Here is an 18,334-nt window from a genome sequence, read left to right on the forward strand (position 1 = left end):
AGAATGCAAAGCCGCCCCCTCCGCTCCTACTTCATATGGCCGGTGATCGTGACCGTGCTGGGCCTTGCGCTCTCGGCCTGGCTCGGCTGGCACAACACCGGCACACTGGGCGGCGTGTTCAACTTCCTGATCCTCGGCGCGATCCTCGCTGCGCTCGAAATCGCGCTGTCTTTCGACAATGCCGTGGTCAACGCCAACCGCCTTGTCACGATGTCCGAGATCTGGCGGCGGCGCTTCCTTACATGGGGCATCCTCATCGCCGTCTTCGGCATGCGCATCGTCTTCCCGCTCGCCGTGGTCTGCACCGCCGCCTGGATTGGGCCCATCGAGGCGCTGAACCTCGCCATCTCCCACCCCGACGAATACGCCCACATCATCGAAGAGGCGCACCTGTCGATCTCGGCCTTCGGCGGCACCTTCCTGATGATGGTCGCGCTGACCTATTTCATCGACGAGGGCAAAGACGTGCACTGGATCCAGTGGCTCGAACGTCGCCTGTCCGATTACGGCGCGATCCGCGGCTTCGAAACCGCGCTGGTGCTGCTGGTGGTCGTCGGCTTCGCCTTCTGCCTGCCCTCCGGGGTGAGGGCCGATTTCGTCTTCGGCGCACTCTTCGGGCTGCTGGTGTTCTCGGCGGTCGATGTGCTCGGCCACATCCTCGACAGCGAGCAGGCCTCAACCGCCAAGGTCGCCGCGCAGGGTGGACTCGGCGCCTTCCTCTATCTCGAAGTGATCGACGCCAGCTTTTCCTTCGACGGCGTCATCGGCGCCTTCGCCCTCACCACCAACCTCTTCCTCATCGCCATCGGCCTCGGCATCGGCGCAATGTACGTTCGCTCGCTCACCATCATGATCGTCGAAAAGCAGACGCTCGCCCATTTCCGCTACCTCGAGCACGGCGCCTTCTATTCGGTGTTCTTCCTCTCCCTCGCGCTCTTCGCGCAATCGGTGGTGCGGGTGCCCGAGCCGGTCACGGGGCTTCTCGGTGTCGTGCTGATCGGCTTGGCGGTGATCAGCTCGCGGCGCTACAAGAGGGCCGAGGGAGGGCAGTCATGACCACGGGAAACGGAGCAAGCTGCCGATGATCGGGCGGGGCAGGGCGCTCGCCCGCGTCTACGCGCTCGAGGATTTCGAGCCACTGGCCCGCCGCCACCTGCCCGCGCCGATTTTCGGCTACGTCGCAGGCGCCGCCGAAACCAACGCCTCGCTCACCGACAACCGCGCCGCCTTCGCCGAGATCGGCCTGCTGCCCCGCGTCGGCGTCGATGTCTCCACCCGCAACCTCTCCACCCGCGTTATGGGGCTGGACTATGCCATGCCCTTCGGCATCGCCCCCATGGGCGTCTCGGCCCTCACCGCCTACCGCGGCGACCTCGTGCTCGCCCGCGCCGCGCAGGCCGCTCGCATCCCCATGATCGTCAGCGCCGCCTCGCTGATCCGCCTCGAAGAGATCACTGCAGAAGCCCCCGATGTCTGGTATCAGGCCTATTTTCCGCAGCACCTCACCGACATCGCCGCCCTGCTCGAACGGGTTGCAAAGGCAGGGGTCGAAACCCTCGTCATCACACTCGACAGCGCCGTTGTGCCCAGCCGCGAAAACAACCTGCGCTCCGGCTACCGCACCCCCATCCGCCCCAATCTCGCCCTCCTCTGGCAGGGCCTGACCCACCCGCGCTGGGCGCTCGGCACCTTCCTGCGCACCTATGCGCAGCACGGCGCCCCGCATTTTGAGAACGCGACGGCGGGGCGCGGTGCCCCGCTGCTTTCGCGGCAGGCGGTGCGGGATTTCTCGGGACGGGAGTTCCTGAACTGGGATCTGCTCACTGAGGTCCGCAAACTCTGGAAAGGCCGCCTCGTTCTGAAAGGCATCCTCCACCCCGATGATGTCGCCCTCGCCTGGGCGCTCGGTGCCGAGGGCGTGATCCTCTCCAACCACGGCGGCCGCCAGCTCGATGGCGCAGTGGCCCCCCTCCGTGTGCTCACCGCCGTCCTGGAACGGGCGGGCGATATGGCGGTGATGATCGACGGCGGCATCCTTCGCGGCACCGATATCCTGAAGGCTATGGCGCTCGGTGCCGGATTCACCTTCATCGGCCGCCCGATGAATTACGCCGCCGCCGTGGCCGGCCAGGCCGGCATGGCCCATGCCATCGACCTCCTGCGTGTGCAGCTTCGCGCCGACCTCGGAATGCTGGGCGTTCTGGGCCTCGAAGGCCTCTCCCCAGACCTCCTTGCACTGGAACGCTTCACCCCCGCCCGCTGACCCGGATCAGCAATTCCGCATAGCCCCGTCTTCCAAACAGATCACCGCTGCCAAGCTCCGCCGTATCGAGTGAACCTTTGGGGCACGTCATGCAGCAGGTGCAGATCGGGCCGAACCTCCCGCGCCTTCAAAAATCCAGCCCGAGGTCCAGCACCTTGGCCGAATGGGTCAGCGCGCCGGACGAAATGTAATCCACCCCCGTCGCCGCGACCTCCGCGATCCGCTCGAGCCGCATGTTGCCCGAGGCTTCCAGCACCACGCGCCCCGCGGCCATCTCTACAGCCTGCGCAAGCTCCTCTGTGTTCATGTTGTCCAGCAGCACCACGGCGGCACCGCCTTCGTCGAGCACTTCAGCGAGTTGCTCCAGCCGGTCCACCTCGATCTCGCAGCGCATCATATGCGAGGCCCGTGCCTTCACCGCCTGAAGCACCGGGCGGATGCCCCCGGCGGCGGCGATATGGTTGTCTTTGATCAGGATCGCGTCCGACAGGCTGAAGCGGTGGTTGAAGCCACCGCCGTGCAGCACGGCCTGTTTTTCGACAAGGCGAAGCCCCGGGGTGGTCTTGCGGGTGCAGGTCACGCGGGTTTTCGTGCCCTGCGTCTGTGCCACGAAGGCGGCGGTCAGCGTGGCGATCCCCGACATCCGCCCGGCGAAGTTGAGCGCCACCCGTTCGCCCGAGAGGATCGAGGCGGCGTCGCCGGTCACTTCCATCAGCAGGTCGCCCGGTGCGATGGCATCGCCATCCGCCTTGAGCGCGGTGATCTTCAGCGTGGGGTCGACCAGCCGGAAGGCCAGCGCGGCAATTTGCAGCCCCGAGACAACCCCGGCCTCGCGGGCGTTGAGCCGCGCGGCATAGACCGTGCCGGGCGGGATGACGGTGCGAGTGGTGATGTCGCCGTAGGTGCCGAGATCTTCCATCAGGGCGGCGCGGACCAGCGGTTCGAGGATCAGATCGGGCAGGGGGCTTTGGGTCATGCAGGTTCCTCTCTGGTCGTGGCGGCAGCGCGGATGACGAGGCCTTCGGCGAGCGTCATGCGGGAGCGTTGGCCCGTTTCGCCCACAGCCTCCGGATAGTCCGAGCGGAAATGCGCGCCCCGGCTTTCGCGGCGTGCCAGCGCGGCGGCGGCAATCAGCGTGGCGGTGGCCGTCATGTTGGCCAGCGCCTCGCACCCGGGCTGCGCGGCTTCGATGCGGGCGATGCTGGCGAGCGTCCGGGTGAGGCCCTCGGCGGTGCGGATCACGCCGGCCCCGTCTGTCATGGCTTGCCGAAGCTCTGCCACCAGCGTCGCATCGGGCGGCTCTGTCGGGGCAAGTTGGGGCAGGCGGACTTCCTGCGCCGGCGCCGGGGCCGGAAGGGCGGCGTCGATGGCCTGTGCACAGCGGCGACCATAGACCAGCGCCTCCAGCAACCCGTTCGAGGCCAGCCGGTTTGCGCCGTGCAGCCCGGTCGAGGCCACCTCGCCGCAGGCCCAGAGGCCGGGCAGGCTGCTTTGGCCGGAGCCATCGGTGGCGACCCCGCCCATGTGGTAATGCGCGGCGGCAGCCACCGGGATGGGCTGCGTCACCGGGTCGAGTCCGGCCTTCTGGCAGGCGGCGGCCACGGCAGGGAAATCGGTGAGGATCGCCGCGCCAATCGCGGCGCGGGTGTCGAGCGCGGGGGCCAATCCGGCCTGCGTTTGGGCATAGACGGCGCGGGCCACGATGTCGCGCGGGGCAAGTTCGGCGTCGGGGTGTGCGTCCAGCATGAAGCGTGTGCCGTGCCGATTGATCAGCACTGCCCCGTCGCCGCGCAGCGCCTCAGTTGCCAGTGGGGCCGGGTCGATGCCGCAGGCGATGGCCGTGGGATGAAACTGCACGAACTCGGCATCCGCAATCTGCGCCCCGGCGCGGGCCGCCATGCCGATGACCTGCCCGCGAATGCGCGGCGGGTTGGTGGTGAGCGCATAGAGCCCGCCCGAGCCGCCGCCCGCTAGAAGCACCGCCGCCCCGCGCAGCACGACACTTGCGCTGAGCCCCGCGTTGCAGCGGGCCACGGCGACGCCGGTGACGCGCCCTTCGGATACTTCGAGCGCCGTGGCCATGACCCCTTCGAGCACCTGCACATGCGCTGCCTCGCGCAACTGAGCGGTGAGGGCGCGCATGATCTCGGCCCCGGCCTGATCGCCGCGCACCCGGACGACGCGGGCAAAACTATGCGCTGCTTCGCGCGACATCACGTAGGAGCCGTCTTCGGTGCGGTCAAAGGGTGTGCCCAGCCCGGTCAGATCGAGGATATGGTCGCGCGCCTCCTTGGTGACGGCCTCTGCCACGCCCGCATCGACCGTGCCTGCGCCCGCGCTCACGGTATCGCGCGCATGGGCTTCGGCGCTGTCCGCCGGGTCCATCGCCGCCGCCACGCCGCCCTGCGCCCATGCCGAGGAGGCGCCGGTGCCGAGCGGTTCGGGCGAGATCACCAGCACCGGACGCGGGGCCAGCTTCAGCGCGGCATATTGCGCCGCCAGCCCCGCTCCGACGATGATGACGCGGGACGTTTCGATTGGGGCGCTCACCTCAACCGGCCAGCCGGGCGGAGAGGTCGATCATCCGTTGCACGGCCACCCGCGCCCTGGCGGCCACGGCCTCGTCGACCTCCACCGCGCCCTCCATGCTGTGCAGCGACCAGAGCACCTTCTCGAGCGTGATCTTCTTCATGTAGGGGCACATGTTGCAAGGGCCGACGAAATCGACCTCGGGCAGCGCGTCGGAGATGTTCGAGGCCATCGAGCATTCTGTCACCAGCATGGCCTTGCCGGGGCGCTCGCGGGTGACATAGTCGATTATGCCGCTGGTCGAGCCGGAGAAATCCGCCTCGGCCACCACGTCGGGCGGGCATTCGGGGTGGGCGATGATGCGGGTGTCGGGGCTGTAGCTGCGGAAATCGCGCAGGTCCTGCGCCGTGAAGCGCTCATGCACGATGCAGGCCCCGTCCCACCAGACGACCCGTTTTTGCGGCACCTGCTTCGCCACGTTTTGCGCGAGGTATTTGTCGGGCGTCATGATTACCGTATCGCTCTCCTGCGCCGCCACGATCTGCGCAGCGTTGGAGGAGGTGCAGCAGATATCGGAGGCCGCCTTCACCTCGGCGGTGGTGTTGACGTAGCTCACCACCGGCGCGCCGGGATACTGGCGGCGCATCTCGGCGATGCCCTCGGCGGTGATGCTTTCGGCCAGCGAGCAGCCGGCCTCCATGTCGGGTATCAGAACCGTTTTGGCGGGGTTCAGGATTTTCGAGGTTTCGGCCATGAAATGCACGCCGCATTGCACGATCACCTGCGCCTCGACCTTGGTCGCCTCGATCGCCAGTTGCAGGCTGTCGCCTACAACGTCGGCGATGCCGTGGTAGATCTCGGGCGTCATGTAGTTGTGCGCGAGGATGACCGCGTCGCGCTCCTTCTTCAGCCGGTTGATCGCCGCGACATAGGGCGCGAAAATCGCCCAGTCCGGCGGCGACACAACGCGCTCCATTCGGGCGTAGAGGTCGGCATTGGCGGAGGCGATTTCGGTGGAGGGGGCGAGATCGTAGTGATCGGCGAGTTCGGCGCGCAAAGCGATCTGGTCGAGCAAGTGCTGGTGTTCCTCAGGTCTGGTCTGCCTGCCGGAGCGGCGGGAAACGCGCGAGGCTGCGCGCCAAGTGAGCGATGCCGGCGTTCTAGGGGTTGTGTGACCCAAGGGCAAGTTCAACCCGGCGGCGGAATCCGGATGTCCGACGCTAACATTATCCCGCGACCGACTGGCGACAGAAAGCGCGAGCAGTCCCGGCGCCGCCTTTCGCCGAGGAGCGCCAATGCGCCGTTTCTCACCCCGATGAAGGGCTGAACGACCAGCGCTTGACAATCGCCCCCCGCTCCCCGACCTTCGCGCCATCAACCAGGGGTGCTCCGGTCGGGGCTGAGATGCGCAAGCCTGCGTGAACCCTTCAAAGCTGATCTGGGTAATGCCAGCGGAGCGAGGATATCATGTTCATTGGCGCGCAAGTGTCGCTCTATCCGATGACGTCCGATTTCGTGGATGTCATCATGACCGGCCTCAAGGCCCTTTCCCCCTACGAAGACAAGCTGCGGATCGAGACCGACGATATGTCGACCCTCATGGTCGGCGCGCCCGAAGCGCTGCTCGATGCGATCCGCGATCTCTTTTCCGAGTCCGCCCGGCGGCCCGAGCATGTGACCATGCATGTCACCCTGTCGCGCGGCTGCCCCGGCGAGCCGGATGACCCCTCCTGCCACTGCGAGGCGCTGGTGACGGCGCAGTCGCTGGGGCTGGACGAGCGCAAGGCGCTGGCGCTGGAAGCGGTGAGGGCCGCACCCGAAAAGGGCGTGGGGATTGATGTGCAATTCTCGCTCTACGTGCTCGGGCAGGACCGGCATATGGACGAGATCTATGGCTGCATCGACTTTCTCAAGCAGTCCGGCACTTTCCTGAAGTCCAAGAACTTCTGCACCCGGCTGCGCGGTGATGCGGGGGCAGTTTTCGAGACGATCCGGCAGGCCTTCCTGCGGTTCGGTCCGGCGGAGGGGCATGTCACTATCGACCTGACCGCCTCGGCCAACAGCCCCAGCCTGCGCTGAGCCGCTGCCGCCTTCGGGCGGCGCGCCCAAGCCCCTATTGCGGACCCTTCCGATGCCGATCACCCGTGCCCTGCCAAGCCTGTGCCTCGCTGCCGCCTTTCTCGCGGCATGGCAGATTTACTGCACGCTCGCTGCTGTTTCTCCGCTGATCCTGCCCGCGCCGTCCGACGTGGCGCTTGGCCTCTGGGTCAACCGCTCCGCGCTCGCGGGCCACGCGGCGGCCACCCTCGGCGTGGCGGCGCTCGGCTTCAGCCTCTCGGTCAGCTTCGCCTTCGCCACCTCGGTCGCGCTGCACTTCATCCCTTGGTTGCGGCGCGGGCTGTTTCCGCTGTTGGTCGCCAGCCAGACCGTGCCCATCGTCGCGCTGGCCCCGCTGATGGTGCTCTGGTTCGGCTTCGGGTTGCTGCCCAAGGTGCTGCTGGTGATCCTCGTCACGTTCTTTCCCGTGCTGGTCAGCCTCATGGCCGGATATGCCCGGGTGCCGCAGGCCTACCGCGACCAGCTTGCCTCCATGGGGGCAGGGCGGGGGCAGGTCTTCCGCCGTGCAGCTCTGCCCGTCGCTAGACCTCACTTCTTCAACGGTCTGCGGATCTCGGCCACCTATGCCATCGTCGCCACGATCTTTGCCGAATACGCCGGCGCTCGGCAGGGCCTCGGCATCTACATCCTCACCGCCAAGAACAACTTCCGCGCCGACCTCGTGCTGGCCGCCGTGGTGCTTTCGGCCACGCTGACCCTGCTGCTGCTGGGCCTGCTCCACCTGATCGACCGCGCCACAGGGCGGCGCTACCGGAGGGCTGTCGATGCTGCGGGTTGAGGGGCTGGCGATCCGGGCGGGCGAGAGCCTGCTGGTGGAGGAGACCACGCTCGGCCTCTCGGAAGGCGCGATCACCTGCCTGATCGGCCCCTCGGGCTGCGGCAAGAGCTCCATCATCAAGTGGCTTGCCGGGGTTCTGCCCGCCGAGCTCGCCGCCACCGGCAGGGCCAGCCTTGCGGGCGCGCCGCTTGCGGCCCCAAACCCGGCGCTGGCCTACCAGCCCCAGCAAGACACGCTCTTTCCATGGCTCACCATCGCAGAGAACGCGGCTCTTGGCCTCGAGCTTGGCGGCCTTTCCCGCCGCGCCGCCCGTGCCCGCGTGCTGCCCCTCTTCGCGCCCTTCGGCCTTGCAGGGCACGAGGCCAGCTTCCCTGACCAGCTCTCCGGCGGAATGCGCCAGCGCGCCACCTTCCTGCGCACCATGGTGCAGGAGAGCCGCTTTCTGCTGCTTGATGAACCCTTCTCCGCCCTCGATGCCGTCACTCGCCTGCGGATGCAGGACTGGCTCTGCGACCGCCTCGCCGAGCGCCCGCGCGGCGTGCTGATGGTGACGCATGATCTTTACGAGGCCACCCAGATGGCCGACCGCCTGCTCGTCATGTCCGCCCGCCCGGGGCGGATCGTGGCCGACATCCCGCTCACCACGCCCCGCAGCGCCCGCACCGAGGCCAGCCTGGCCGAGACCCGGTCGCTGCTCAAATCCCTGCTTCTGGAGGACACCCCATGAAACTGCTTCCGATCCTTGCCACCTGCCTCGCGCTGCCCGTGGCGGCGCAGGCGCAGGAGAGCGTGACCATCGCGCTCGACTGGACGCTGAACACCAACCACATCGGCCTTGTCGTGGCGCAGGAGAAGGGCTTTTACGCCGAGGCCGGGCTGGAGGTGGAGCTTCTGCCCTATTCCGACAGTGCCTCCACCGCCGTCCTCGCCGCCGGGGCGGCGGATTTTGCCTATATGACCTCGCTCGGCTTCATGAGCGCCAAGGCCGCCGGAGCCGATATCGTGGCGCTCTGGGCCAGCATGCAGCGCGAGAACGGGCGGTTGGTGTATAATGCCAGCAATACAGAAATCACCCGCCCTGCCGACCTTGAAGGCAAGATCTACGCGGGCTTCGGCTCCGCCTGGGAGGATGCGCTGATCTCCACCATGATCGAGGCCGATGGCGGCACGGCGGAGTATGACACCGTCACCATGGGCACCGGCGCCTATGAGGCGCTGGCCAGCGGCGCGGTGGATTTCACGCTGGAGGTTGCCACATGGGAAGGGGTGAATGGCGAGTTGCTCGGGCGCGAGCAGAAGCATTTCACCTATGCCGACTACGGAGTGCCCGACCAGCAGAATGGCTACATCGGCACCACCTCGGCCATGCTGGCCGAATCTCTCGAGCAGATCGCCGCCTTCATGAAAGCCACCCAGCAGGGCTATGCCTGGGCTGCCGATCACCCCGCCGAGGCCGCCGACATCCTGATCGGGACAGGGGACTTCCAGAACCCCGAACTGGTGCGCGCCTCGATGGCGGCGCTGGCCGAGGGCGCCTATATCAAATCCGGCACCATCCCGGTCGGCAAGATCGACCCCGAGCGGTTTTCCGGCATGGCCCGCTTCCTCTTCGACAGCGGCGTGTTGAAAGGACCGGGCGGCGCAGCGCTCACATGGCCGGGCGATGTGTCGAGCTGGTATGATCAAGGCTGGATGACGAAGTGACCGCAGGGTTCTGAACCAGGGTCAGGGCGCATGACCCGCTGGTGACCAAGGCCGCGAGAGCGCTGCACGAGGGCAAGACCTTCGGGCAGCGCTTTTCGCGTTGCCAACCGCTGCCACCCAGCAAGGATTGCCGCGTTACGCGCCAATCTTGCTCCCGTCCAGCGCCGACGGCGGCTCCCCTTAGCCAAAAGTCAGGGCATGTAGCCGCCGCCATTCACCCAAAGCACCTGTCCGCTCATGAAGCTGCTGTCGGGCCCGAGCAGAAATCGGATCGGGCCGGTAATGTCAGCCGGCTGCGCAATGCGGTCCAGCGGTGTGATCGCCTTGTAGGAGTCGAGGTTGACGATGCTCTCTGCATCCTCGGCAGACCGCCCGGTGCCGCCCCGCAAAAAGGCCGTGTCCACCAGTCCGGGTGCAACGGCGTTGACCCGGACCTTCGGCGCGAGCTCCAAGGCCAGGGTCTTGGTCATGGCAATCACGGCGGCCTTCGAGGCCGAATAGGCTCCGTAGCCGGGCCTCACATGCGAGGCGAGGCCGGAGGTGATCATGATCATGCTGCCCAGTTCGCCCCCCTCGGCCCTTGCAAGAAGGGGCGCGGCGGCGCGGGCCGCAAGAAAGGCGCCCCGCAGGTTTGCCGAGATGATCTCGTCAAAGTAGCCGGGGTCCATCTCGCCCAAAGGGGTCAGCTCAGTGTTGTAGCCTGCTAGGTTCACGAACCCATCGAGCGCAGTGCCGAGCTTGCTGAAGGCCCGATCGACCGAGGCCTCGTCGGTCACGTCAATCTCGACTCCCCCGGAGATGCCGTGGCGTTCGAGCGAGGCCAGCAAGTCGAGGGTCAACACCTCATCGCCCGCGGCCAAAAGCTCGGCCGCCAGAACCCGGCCAATCCCGCCCGCGCCGCCGAGCAGCGCAATCCGCCTTGCGCTCATGCCGCCGCGCCCTTGCCGTCGAGGCTGGCGAGATAGGCGAGAATATCGGCTTCCGAGACCACGTCGGCATATTTAGCGTTCATGTCGAACAGGTTGGCCTCATGCGGACCGGCGTGCCGGTCGCCGCATGCCTCGGCCACCACGATGGTCTTGAAGCCGTATGACATGGAGTCAACGCAACTGGCCCGCACGCAGCCCGAGGTGGTGAGCCCGGTGAGGATCACGCTGTCATGGCCGGCGGCTGTGAGCGTGGAGGCAAGGGAGGTGCCGAAAAACGCGGACGGATATTGCTTCGTCACGATCAACTCATCCTCGCGCGGCACCAGCCCCTCCACGAAGCCGCCGCTGCGCTCGCCTTCCATGAAGGCCTTGAGCGGCAGGGCCTTCTCGAAGAAGCGTCCGCCATCCTTGCCGCCAAGACCCTTCTGATAGCTCACCTCGGTGAGGATCACCGGCACGCCGGCGGCATGAGCCGCCTCACGCACCCGGAGTGCCGAGGCCAGCGCTTCATCGACGCCCGCATAAAGCACGTTGTCGGGGTCATAATAGGCCTGCGCGAAGTCGATCAGCACCAGCCCGGGGCGTTTGCCGTAACCGGCCTTGTTGGAGTAGGCCGCCGAATAGTTGGCTTGAAGATCATCAGACATGCGTGCCGCTCTGAATAGCCCCGCGTTTCTTAGACGCCTTCCTGTCTCAGTTTCTGCAGCCGCTCGAAGTCGAAGGGTGACAGCAGTCCATTCCGGGCGTGCTTGCGCTTCGGGTTGTAAAACATCTCGATATAGTCGAACACGTCCCGCCTTGCCTCCTCGCGAGTTCGGTAGGTCCGTCGCCTGATCCGCTCGCGCTTGAGCAGTTTGAAGAAGCTCTCGGCAACCGCATTGTCGTGGCAGTTTCCGTGGCGGCTCATCGATTGCTCCAGATTGTGGGTCCGCAGGAACGCCGTCCAGTCCATGCTGGTGAACTGGCTGCTCATCCTAGACACCTTGCCTCAAAATTAGCGAAGAAGGCGTCCAAGATACATCGAGCTATTCAGGGTGCTCATTCCGACGTCTGCGCCTTTGCTCGCCACACTGGCCCTCATGATGACCAAATCGGCCCGAACACCCAAACCCTCGCGTATGATGACCTCATGAAGGGTGATGTAAATTTGGTCTGAAGGCTGGCAGTTTTGCGACGATAACGACAACGATTTTCTGGTCATCTTCCAAACCGAACAAGGCAGTTGGGGGTGCTCCAAGGCACCCCTGCAGGGTTCAGTCCCATTCGGGCGCCAGCCCGTCAGGCGACACGATGCGACCATCGCGCCGCGACAGGCCATCGATCCGATCGATCTCTTCCGCTGTCAGGGTGACCTCCGCCGCCGCAAGGTTGCCAGCAAGTCGCTCCGCCTTTGCGGTCTTCGGTATTGCGATCCCGTTGGGCTTGTGCAGCACCCACGCCACCGCGATGGCGGCGGGTGTGGTGCCGTGGGCTTCGGCGATCTGCTGCAACACAGGCTCGGTCATCACGCCACCCTGCGCCAGCGGCGCATAGGCCTCGACCGGGATGCCCTGCGCCTCGAGGTAGGGCAGCAGCTTCGACTGGTCGATGAAGGGATGCAGCTCCACCTGGTTCGCGGCAATAGGTGCGCGCAGGATGCTGCGGGCCTCCTCCACCTGAGCGATGGTGAAGTTCGACACGCCGCCAAACCGCACCTTGCCTTCGTCGATCAGCGCGTCCAGCACCGGCAGGGTCTCGGAAAGCGGCACCTCTTTCGACGGCCAATGCAGCAGCATCAGGTCGATATGGTCGAGCCCAAGCGCGGTCAGCGAGGCTTCTGTCGCCGTGCGGAAATCGGCGGCGGCAAAATCCCGTGGCAGGATCTTGGTGGTGAGAAAGATCTGATCGCGCGGCACGCCCGAGGAGTGGATGCCTTTGCCGACCTCGGCCTCGTTACCATAGGCCTGCGCGGTGTCGATGTGGCGATAGCCCTCGGACAATGCTGCGGCAACGATGTCGCGCGCCTTGCCCGGCTCCATGCGGAAGGTGCCAAGGCCGAGGTTCGGAATGCCGGCCGGGCCGATGTTTCGGATGGTCATGATATGTGTTTCCTTGAGGTTGGGAGTGGGAGCCTTGGCCCCCGAAGTTAGTGATTACTCTGCCGGAACAGGGTCGGTTTTCGGTGCGTCGAGGCGCGCTGCCAGACGGGTCAACACGATGCCAATGGCAACAACGGCGGCCCCCACGAAGGGCGTGGCGGCAAGCCCCATTTCTTCGACCACATGGCCGCCGCCCCACGAGCCGAACGCGATGCCGAGGTTGAAGGCGCCGATGTTCAGCCCCGAGGCCACCGCCACCGCTTCAGGCGCAACCTGACGTGCCGTGGCGACCGTGTAGGCCTGCAATGGCGGCACGTTGGCAAAGGCGAAGCCACCCCAAAGTGCTACGACGGCAATCGCCCAGACCGGAGAGTTTATCGCCAGCCCTAGCACCCCCAGAAGGACTGCAAGGCCGGTGAAGATCAGCGTCAGCGCCGGAATAGGCCCGGTCCGGTCGGCCAGTCTGCCGCCCAGAATGTTGCCCGCCGCCACCGACGCTCCATAGAGCAGGATGACAAGGCCGACCGATCCGGCAGAAAGGCCGGTCACATCCGTCAACATCGGGGCCAGATAGGTGAAGGTGATGAAGTTGCCGCCGTAGCCCACAGCCGTGATGAGGTAGACCAGCAAGAGCCGCGGCGAGGTCAGCACGCGGGCCTGGGCGCTCAGGCTGGCCGGGGCGGGGCGGCTGAGATTTCCGGGCACCAGCAGCGCGCTGGCCACAAGGCCGATGAACCCAAGGGCCACCACACCGAGGAAGGTCGACTGCCAGCCAAGGGTCTGTCCGATCCACGTGCCAAGCGGCACACCGGTCACAAGCGCGACCGTGAGGCCAAAGAAAACCGTGGCGATGGCCGAGTTTTCCTTCTCGCGGTCAACCAGATCGGTCGCGATGGTCGATGCGATGGCGAAGAAAACGCCATGGGCGAGGCCCGTAGCGAAGCGGGCGGCGATCAGGCTGCCGTAGCCCGGCGCAAAAGCCGCAAAGGCGTTGCCGGCAATGAACAGTGTCAGAAGCGCCAGCAGCAGCGTCTTGCGGGGCATCCGCCCGGCAAGGGCGGTCAGCACCGGCGCGCCGATGGTCACGCCAAGCGCATAGAGGCTGACGAGCAGCCCCGCACTTGGAAGTGAAACGCCAAGATCGGTGGCAATGGTGGGGATGAGGCCGACGATCACGAACTCGGTGGTTCCGACGGCAAAGGCGCTGATGGTCAGCGCCCATAAGGCAAGTGGCATGGCCCGGTCTCCTGCGGTTGGGCGTTTGGGGTCGACAGCCCAGATGGCAGGTCTTAGCCTTTGCGTGAATGAACAGTTTCGGAATGGACTTTTGCGCCGCACGCACGAATTGCCCCAAACCCGCGATCTCGCCGCCTTTGTCGCCGTGGTGGAGGACGGCGGCTTTGCCGAAGCGGGGCGGCGCCTCGGCATGGCCCCGTCGACCCTCAGCCGCACGGTGACGCGGCTGGAGGACCTGCTTGGTCTGACCCTGCTGCGCCGTACCACCCGGTCGATCGAGCTGACCCCCGAGGGGCGCGATCTTCTGGATGCGGCGCGCGGAATCCTCGCCCGCACCGAGGCGCTGAGCGACCTTGCCGCCAGCAGTCGTCGCCCGCGCGGGCCGCTGCGGGTCAACGCGCCGGTGCCCTTCGTGCTGCACGCCATCGCCCCGCGGCTCTCCGAGTTTCACGCGGCCTATCCCGAGGTTCAGTTGACGCTCGACATGACCGACAGCCTCGTGGACCTGATCGGCTCCCATGCCGATGTCGCGATCCGCTTCGGGCCGATTCCAGACAGCGACATGCTGCATCGCAAGCTGGGGCGGACCCCGTGGAAACTGGTGGCAGCGCCGGGTTACCTCGACCGCGCTGGCTGGCCGTCTTCCCCACAAGATCTGACGGGGCTGGAGCAAGTGCGCTTTGCAGCGCCCGACCATATCAACAGCCTGCGGTTCAAGGGGATCACCGGGCCACTTTCTCTCCCGGCCTCGGTTGTCGCGGGCAATGGCGAGGCGGCTCGGCGCCTCGTGCTGGGCGGCCTCGGGATCGCCCGCTTTTCGGACTTCATGGTCGCCGAAGACCTCGCAGCGGGCCGTCTCGTCGAGTTGTTCCCGCAGGAGCTGGAGGCCGAACCCCTCGACATCACCGCCCTCTATCTCACCCCAACCGCCGGCCTGCGCCGCCTCGCCGTCTTTCTCGATTGGGTCGGCGGCCTGTTGTGAGCGACGTTGATCCAGGGGGCAGCGCCCTGTTGCACTGGAGGAAGGTTCCCGCGGTGGGGATGCGTTCTTCCCCAGGCACTCCTGGCCTCGCAACCGCTGTCTGCGCCAAACCTGTCCCTGGTGCGGCTACTGCCCAAGCCCACCATCGCGCAGGGTAACGCCAAGGCGTTCAGCGGCACTGTGAATGTGATGGCGCATGGCCTCCCGCGCGCCGGATCGGTCCTGTGCTTCGACATGGCCGAGAATGCCGCGATGTTCGTCGAGCGTGCGCTTGGCCAAATCGTCAGAGGTGTAAACCGCGGCGGTGTCGCGCGTCGTTCCTTTCAGCCGGAACGATATGTAGGTGGAAAGTCCCATCAGATAGGTGTTGCCGGTCGCACTCGCGAGGGCCCGGTGAAAGCGCGCATCGGCCTCGAGCTTGGCCTCATCGAAAAACGGTGTTTCGGCGAGGTCAGAGAGCGCCGAGTGCAGTTCGGCAAGGTCGGCGTCGGTCCGGCGCATCGCGGCGATCCCTGCGATCTCGATTTCCAGCACCCCACGCAGTTCGAAGAGGTCACCGAGGTTTTCGCTGTCGCCCAGCCCGTTGCCGTCGATCCGAAAGGTCAGGCGCTCGTCTTGCGGGCACACCACCGCGCCGCGTCCCTGCCGGCTATCAAGGATGCCCTCATATCGAAGCCTTGCGATGGCCTCGCGCACCACATTCCGGCTGACTCCGAAACTCCGGGCAAGCTCTGTCTCCGTGGGCAATACCTGCCCCTCCGCCAGCGCGCCCGATGCGATCTGCTCCACGAGCTTGTCTGCAATGCGGTCCGGCAGCCCGGTGGGGCGTTCTACGACAAACTTGGTGGTCAACTGTTCCACGTCCTGCGCTTTTGGTCCGCCCGGCAGGGCGTTTGGGGTGGGATAGCAGACCCGCCCACGGGCAGGATACTGTTTTCCGATAATATGATTGTTGGACAAATAGGGCAAAGCTGATATCAGCACCTCCGGCGAACAGCGGAGGAGCCTTATGGATAAGCGTGGAATCGTGGCCGGATTGGCGGAGCTGGTGGGCGACCGCCACGTGCTGGTCGAACCGGCGGATACGGCGCGCTACGTGCGCGACTGGTCGGGAGACAACCTTGCCGATCCGCTCTGCGTGGTGCGCCCCGCATCAACGGCCGAGGTCTCCGCCGTGATCCGTTTCGCCGGGGCGCACGGGTTGGCCGTGGTCCCCCAAGGCGGCAACACCGGCCTCGTTGCGGGCACCAGCGCAACCGGCGGGCGCGATATCTTGCTGAACCTCGGCCGGATGCGGGCGATCCGCAGCATCGAGCCGACAGACATGGTCATGCAGGTCGAGGCCGGCCTGACCGTGGAGGAAGCGCGCAGCGCGGCAGAGGAGGTGGGCCGCCTGTTCCCGCTCGCCTTCGGCGCGCAAGGCACGGCGCAGATCGGTGGTGCAATCGCGGCCAACGCTGGCGGGTTGAACGTGCTGCGCTACGGCATGACCCGCAACCTCGTGCTCGGCCTAGAGGTGGTGCTGGCCGATGGGACGGTGGTCGACACGCTCTCTTCCCTCGCCAAGGACAACCGGGGCCTCGCGCTGCATCAGCTCTTCATCGGCACCGAGGGAGCGCTCGGCGTGGTGACAGCCGCCAGCCTGCGACTCTCCCCGCGCAACACCCGACGCCAGACCGCGCTGCTCGCCTTCGAGGGCCTCCCTGAGATCGTGGCCTTCGCCTCCGATGCGCGAGCACATTGCTCCGACCTGCTCTCCGCCTTCGAGTTCATGCCCGGTGCCGCCATCGACCTGGCCACCGAGCATGTAGAGAGCCTGCGCGACCCACTTGAAGCACGGCACCCCTACTACGTCTTGCTGGAGATCTCGGCGTCCGGGCCGATCGACCTCGATGCGCTGCTCATGGGCCTGCTGGAAGAGGCGATGGGTGACGGCCGGGTGCTGGATGGCGTGGTGGCCACAAGCGATAGTCAGCGGCAGGAGTTGTGGTTGCTCCGCGAGGCGATGGTCGAGGCGCAGGCGGCGCGAGGTCGGCATATGCGAACGGATTTCTCGGTGCCGCTGTCGCGCGTGGCCCAGCTGGTGAATGCGCTGGAACTGGTTGTGGAGCGCGAACTACCGGGCTGGATCTCGCTGGCTTACGGCCACATGGGCGACGGCAATGTGCATTTCAACGTCTTGCCTCCCGAGGGAACAGGGCAGGCCGCCTTCACCACGGCTGTCGGCAAGGCGAGAACGCGCATGTACGAGGTCGTCCGCAGTTTTGACGGGTCGCTTAGCGCCGAACACGGAATCGGACGCGAGCGCCTTTCCGCGCTCTACGCGGATCGCGCGCCCGAGGTGCTGCGGTTGGCTGAGACGGTAAAAGCGCGGCTCGATCCTGACAATCGACTCAACCCGGGCTGCCTGTTTCCGGTGCGGCGAGATCATGAAGGAGAACACGCATGACGTTTGAACTCGAAGGCGCTGGCTGCTGGCTTGGCCGTGTCTGGAACCCCGAGGTCTCCGGCCCTTCCGTGGTCACTGTGCGTGAGGGCAGGGTGCTTGATATCACATCCCGCGCCGCGCCCACCGTGCGTGACATCTGTGAAATGGAAGACCCGGCGGCGTATGTCAGGGGTGCATCTGGCACTGATATCGGCGCGCTGGATCAGATCTTTGCCGAAAGCTCAACCTGGCGCCCCCTTGCGCCCATCGACTTTCAGGCCGTGAAAGCCTGTGGCGTCACCTTCGCGGGCTCTATGGTGGAGCGCGTCATCGAAGAGAAGGCCGCAGGCGACCCGAGCCGCGCCGAGGCCATCCGGCGCCGCGTGGGCGAGACCATCGGAAACTCCCTGCGCAACTTCGCGCCCGGCTCCGTCGAGGCGGGCCGGATCAAGGAGGCCCTGATCGCCGAGGGCCTCTGGAGCCAATACCTCGAAGTCGGTATCGGGCCGGATGCCGAAGTGTTCTCCAAGGCCCAGGTGCTTTCTTCGGTCGGGCATCTGGCCGAGATCGGCCTGCACCCGATGTCACGCTGGAACAACCCCGAGCCCGAGGTGGTTCTCGCGGTCGCCTCGACCGGGCGCGTGGTCGGCGCGACCCTGGGCAACGATGTGAACCTGCGCGACGTCGAGGGCCGCTCGGCCCTGCTGCTATCGAAGGCAAAGGATAACAATGGCTCCTGCGCGATCGGCCCGATGCTGCGGCTCTTTGATGGCGCTTTCGGGATAGACGATATCCGTGAGGCCGGGGTGGGGCTGCGGGTGACCGGAACCGATGGCTTCGTCCTTGAGGGCCGCTCCGACATGACCCGCATCAGCCGCGACCCGCTCGACCTGGTGCGCCAGACGGTGGGGCCGCATCACCAGTATCCCGACGGTTTCGCGCTGTTTCTGGGAACACTCTTTGCCCCGACCGAGGACCGCGACACTCCGGGGCAGGGCTTCACGCACAAGCTGGGCGATGTGGTCGAGATCAGGTCGGAGAGGCTCGGCGTCTTGCGCAACACGGTGAACCTTTCCACCGAGTGCCCACCTTGGACGTTTGGGCCGAGTCACCTGATGCGCAACCTCGCGCAGCGTGCGCTCCTCTAGGCTGTTGTGCCACGCAATTTGGAATGCCAAAATGTCATCTAGAATCTAAATAGCGGAATTTAGTAGTTTAATTTAGATTGACCTGAACGTAATGACAAAAATATGGTATGCAAAACCGACAGAGCCTCTGTTCGGTCTCAA

The 18,334-nt window shown here is 66.0% G+C and carries 17 protein-coding genes, 1 pseudogene and 1 riboswitch; of the genes and pseudogenes, 9 read left to right on the top strand and 9 right to left on the bottom strand.

Annotation, left to right across the window (positions count from 1 at the left end):
* Window positions 1–3 precede the first annotated feature (3 nt).
* Together GTH22_RS19180 and GTH22_RS19185 are read left to right on the top strand one after the other, a co-directional pair.
* Window positions 4–1,056, top strand: coding sequence for a DUF475 domain-containing protein (locus GTH22_RS19180; protein ID WP_252947192.1), 1,053 nt, complete (start codon window positions 4–6; stop codon window positions 1,054–1,056).
* A gap of 25 nt (window positions 1,057–1,081) precedes the next feature.
* Window positions 1,082–2,263 carry an alpha-hydroxy acid oxidase gene (locus GTH22_RS19185; protein WP_252947193.1) on the top strand — a complete coding sequence of 394 codons (1,182 nt, stop codon included), beginning with the start codon at window positions 1,082–1,084 and terminating at the stop codon, window positions 2,261–2,263.
* A 127-nt stretch (window positions 2,264–2,390) separates the two neighbouring features.
* Here GTH22_RS19185 and nadC read toward each other — a convergent pair whose 3' ends face one another.
* The 3 genes from nadC to nadA are packed head-to-tail and all read right to left on the bottom strand — an operon-like array spanning window position 2,391 to window position 5,867.
* The gene (nadC, locus tag GTH22_RS19190) at window positions 2,391–3,239 is read right to left on the bottom strand and encodes a carboxylating nicotinate-nucleotide diphosphorylase (protein WP_252947194.1); all 849 of its coding nucleotides are present in this window, start codon (window positions 3,237–3,239) and stop codon (window positions 2,391–2,393) included.
* The gene (locus GTH22_RS19195; protein WP_252947195.1) at window positions 3,236–4,813 is read right to left on the bottom strand and encodes an L-aspartate oxidase; all 1,578 of its coding nucleotides are present in this window, start codon (window positions 4,811–4,813) and stop codon (window positions 3,236–3,238) included. The genes nadC and GTH22_RS19195 overlap by 4 nt, the downstream gene beginning before the upstream one ends.
* Before the next feature lies 1 nt (window position 4,814).
* Window positions 4,815–5,867 (bottom strand): quinolinate synthase NadA, encoded by a 1,053-nt coding sequence (gene nadA / locus GTH22_RS19200; protein WP_252947196.1) that lies wholly within the window; start codon window positions 5,865–5,867, stop codon window positions 4,815–4,817.
* Between the two features lie 295 nt (window positions 5,868–6,162).
* Window positions 6,163–6,269: riboswitch (TPP riboswitch) on the top strand.
* Between nadA and GTH22_RS19205 the strand changes: the two genes are divergently transcribed.
* The 4 genes from GTH22_RS19205 to GTH22_RS19220 all read left to right on the top strand — a co-directional run bounded on the left by GTH22_RS19205 (window position 6,260) and on the right by GTH22_RS19220 (window position 9,392).
* Complete coding sequence (locus tag GTH22_RS19205) at window positions 6,260–6,871, top strand: Ykof family thiamine-binding protein (protein ID WP_252947197.1); 612 nt, start codon at window positions 6,260–6,262, stop codon at window positions 6,869–6,871. (Overlaps the previous riboswitch by 10 nt.)
* Before the next feature lie 52 nt (window positions 6,872–6,923).
* Window positions 6,924–7,688 carry an ABC transporter permease gene (locus tag GTH22_RS19210; protein ID WP_252947198.1) on the top strand — a complete coding sequence of 255 codons (765 nt, stop codon included), beginning with the start codon at window positions 6,924–6,926 and terminating at the stop codon, window positions 7,686–7,688.
* Window positions 7,675–8,415: an ABC transporter ATP-binding protein gene (locus GTH22_RS19215; RefSeq protein ID WP_252947199.1), complete on the top strand. Its 741-nt coding sequence runs from the start codon at window positions 7,675–7,677 to the stop codon at window positions 8,413–8,415. The genes GTH22_RS19210 and GTH22_RS19215 overlap by 14 nt, the downstream gene beginning before the upstream one ends.
* Window positions 8,412–9,392, top strand: coding sequence for an ABC transporter substrate-binding protein (locus GTH22_RS19220; protein ID WP_252947200.1), 981 nt, complete (start codon window positions 8,412–8,414; stop codon window positions 9,390–9,392). The genes GTH22_RS19215 and GTH22_RS19220 overlap by 4 nt, the downstream gene beginning before the upstream one ends.
* A gap of 191 nt (window positions 9,393–9,583) precedes the next feature.
* Here GTH22_RS19220 and GTH22_RS19225 read toward each other — a convergent pair whose 3' ends face one another.
* The 5 genes and pseudogenes from GTH22_RS19225 to GTH22_RS19245 all read right to left on the bottom strand — a co-directional run bounded on the left by GTH22_RS19225 (window position 9,584) and on the right by GTH22_RS19245 (window position 13,635).
* Window positions 9,584–10,321, bottom strand: a complete 738-nt coding sequence (locus GTH22_RS19225; RefSeq protein WP_252947201.1) for an SDR family NAD(P)-dependent oxidoreductase — start codon at window positions 10,319–10,321, stop codon at window positions 9,584–9,586.
* Complete coding sequence (locus GTH22_RS19230) at window positions 10,318–10,968, bottom strand: isochorismatase family protein (RefSeq protein WP_252947202.1); 651 nt, start codon at window positions 10,966–10,968, stop codon at window positions 10,318–10,320. Before GTH22_RS19230 ends, GTH22_RS19225 begins: the two co-directional genes overlap by 4 nt.
* A 29-nt stretch (window positions 10,969–10,997) precedes the next feature.
* Window positions 10,998–11,300 (bottom strand): annotated as a pseudogene (locus tag GTH22_RS19235) (IS3 family transposase); the annotation flags it as partial.
* Window positions 11,301–11,574: 274 nt separating this feature from the next.
* On the bottom strand, window positions 11,575–12,399 hold the full coding sequence (locus tag GTH22_RS19240; RefSeq protein WP_252947203.1) for an aldo/keto reductase: 825 nt from the start codon (window positions 12,397–12,399) through the stop codon (window positions 11,575–11,577).
* 54 nt (window positions 12,400–12,453) lie between these two features.
* On the bottom strand, window positions 12,454–13,635 hold the full coding sequence (locus GTH22_RS19245) for an MFS transporter (RefSeq protein ID WP_252947204.1): 1,182 nt from the start codon (window positions 13,633–13,635) through the stop codon (window positions 12,454–12,456).
* Between the two features lie 109 nt (window positions 13,636–13,744).
* Here GTH22_RS19245 and GTH22_RS19250 point away from each other — a divergent pair, with 109 nt between their 5' ends.
* The gene (locus GTH22_RS19250; protein WP_252947205.1) at window positions 13,745–14,617 is read left to right on the top strand and encodes a LysR family transcriptional regulator; all 873 of its coding nucleotides are present in this window, start codon (window positions 13,745–13,747) and stop codon (window positions 14,615–14,617) included.
* A 126-nt stretch (window positions 14,618–14,743) separates the two neighbouring features.
* Here GTH22_RS19250 and GTH22_RS19255 read toward each other — a convergent pair whose 3' ends face one another.
* On the bottom strand, window positions 14,744–15,478 hold the full coding sequence (locus GTH22_RS19255) for an FCD domain-containing protein (protein WP_252947206.1): 735 nt from the start codon (window positions 15,476–15,478) through the stop codon (window positions 14,744–14,746).
* 148 nt (window positions 15,479–15,626) lie between these two features.
* Here GTH22_RS19255 and GTH22_RS19260 point away from each other — a divergent pair, with 148 nt between their 5' ends.
* Both GTH22_RS19260 and GTH22_RS19265 read left to right on the top strand, forming a co-directional pair.
* Window positions 15,627–17,066, top strand: coding sequence for an FAD-binding oxidoreductase (locus tag GTH22_RS19260; RefSeq protein WP_252947207.1), 1,440 nt, complete (start codon window positions 15,627–15,629; stop codon window positions 17,064–17,066).
* Entirely contained in the window at window positions 17,063–18,193 is a 1,131-nt protein-coding gene (locus tag GTH22_RS19265; protein ID WP_252947208.1) for a fumarylacetoacetate hydrolase family protein, read from the top strand. Before GTH22_RS19260 ends, GTH22_RS19265 begins: the two co-directional genes overlap by 4 nt.
* Window positions 18,194–18,334 lie beyond the last annotated feature (141 nt).

It is taken from the genome of Oceanicola sp. 502str15 (assembly GCF_024105635.1).
Taxonomy (GTDB): Bacteria; Pseudomonadota; Alphaproteobacteria; order Rhodobacterales; family Rhodobacteraceae; genus Vannielia.

What these genes read in the sequence shown, in the direction of transcription:
- GTH22_RS19205 (WP_252947197.1), top strand. Translation starts at nt 6,260, where the DNA reads ATGTTCATTGGCGCGCAAGTGTCGCTCTATCCGATGACGTCCGATTTC.
- GTH22_RS19220 (WP_252947200.1), top strand. Translation starts at nt 8,412, where the DNA reads ATGAAACTGCTTCCGATCCTTGCCACCTGCCTCGCGCTGCCCGTGGCG.
- GTH22_RS19260 (WP_252947207.1), top strand. Translation starts at nt 15,627, where the DNA reads ATGGATAAGCGTGGAATCGTGGCCGGATTGGCGGAGCTGGTGGGCGAC.
- GTH22_RS19230 (WP_252947202.1), bottom strand. Translation starts at nt 10,968, where the DNA reads ATGTCTGATGATCTTCAAGCCAACTATTCGGCGGCCTACTCCAACAAG.
- GTH22_RS19265 (WP_252947208.1), top strand. Translation starts at nt 17,063, where the DNA reads ATGACGTTTGAACTCGAAGGCGCTGGCTGCTGGCTTGGCCGTGTCTGG.
- GTH22_RS19225 (WP_252947201.1), bottom strand. Translation starts at nt 10,321, where the DNA reads ATGAGCGCAAGGCGGATTGCGCTGCTCGGCGGCGCGGGCGGGATTGGC.
- GTH22_RS19240 (WP_252947203.1), bottom strand. Translation starts at nt 12,399, where the DNA reads ATGACCATCCGAAACATCGGCCCGGCCGGCATTCCGAACCTCGGCCTT.
- GTH22_RS19215 (WP_252947199.1), top strand. Translation starts at nt 7,675, where the DNA reads ATGCTGCGGGTTGAGGGGCTGGCGATCCGGGCGGGCGAGAGCCTGCTG.
- GTH22_RS19185 (WP_252947193.1), top strand. Translation starts at nt 1,082, where the DNA reads ATGATCGGGCGGGGCAGGGCGCTCGCCCGCGTCTACGCGCTCGAGGAT.
- GTH22_RS19180 (WP_252947192.1), top strand. Translation starts at nt 4, where the DNA reads ATGCAAAGCCGCCCCCTCCGCTCCTACTTCATATGGCCGGTGATCGTG.
- GTH22_RS19210 (WP_252947198.1), top strand. Translation starts at nt 6,924, where the DNA reads ATGCCGATCACCCGTGCCCTGCCAAGCCTGTGCCTCGCTGCCGCCTTT.
- GTH22_RS19245 (WP_252947204.1), bottom strand. Translation starts at nt 13,635, where the DNA reads ATGCCACTTGCCTTATGGGCGCTGACCATCAGCGCCTTTGCCGTCGGA.
- nadC (WP_252947194.1), bottom strand. Translation starts at nt 3,239, where the DNA reads ATGACCCAAAGCCCCCTGCCCGATCTGATCCTCGAACCGCTGGTCCGC.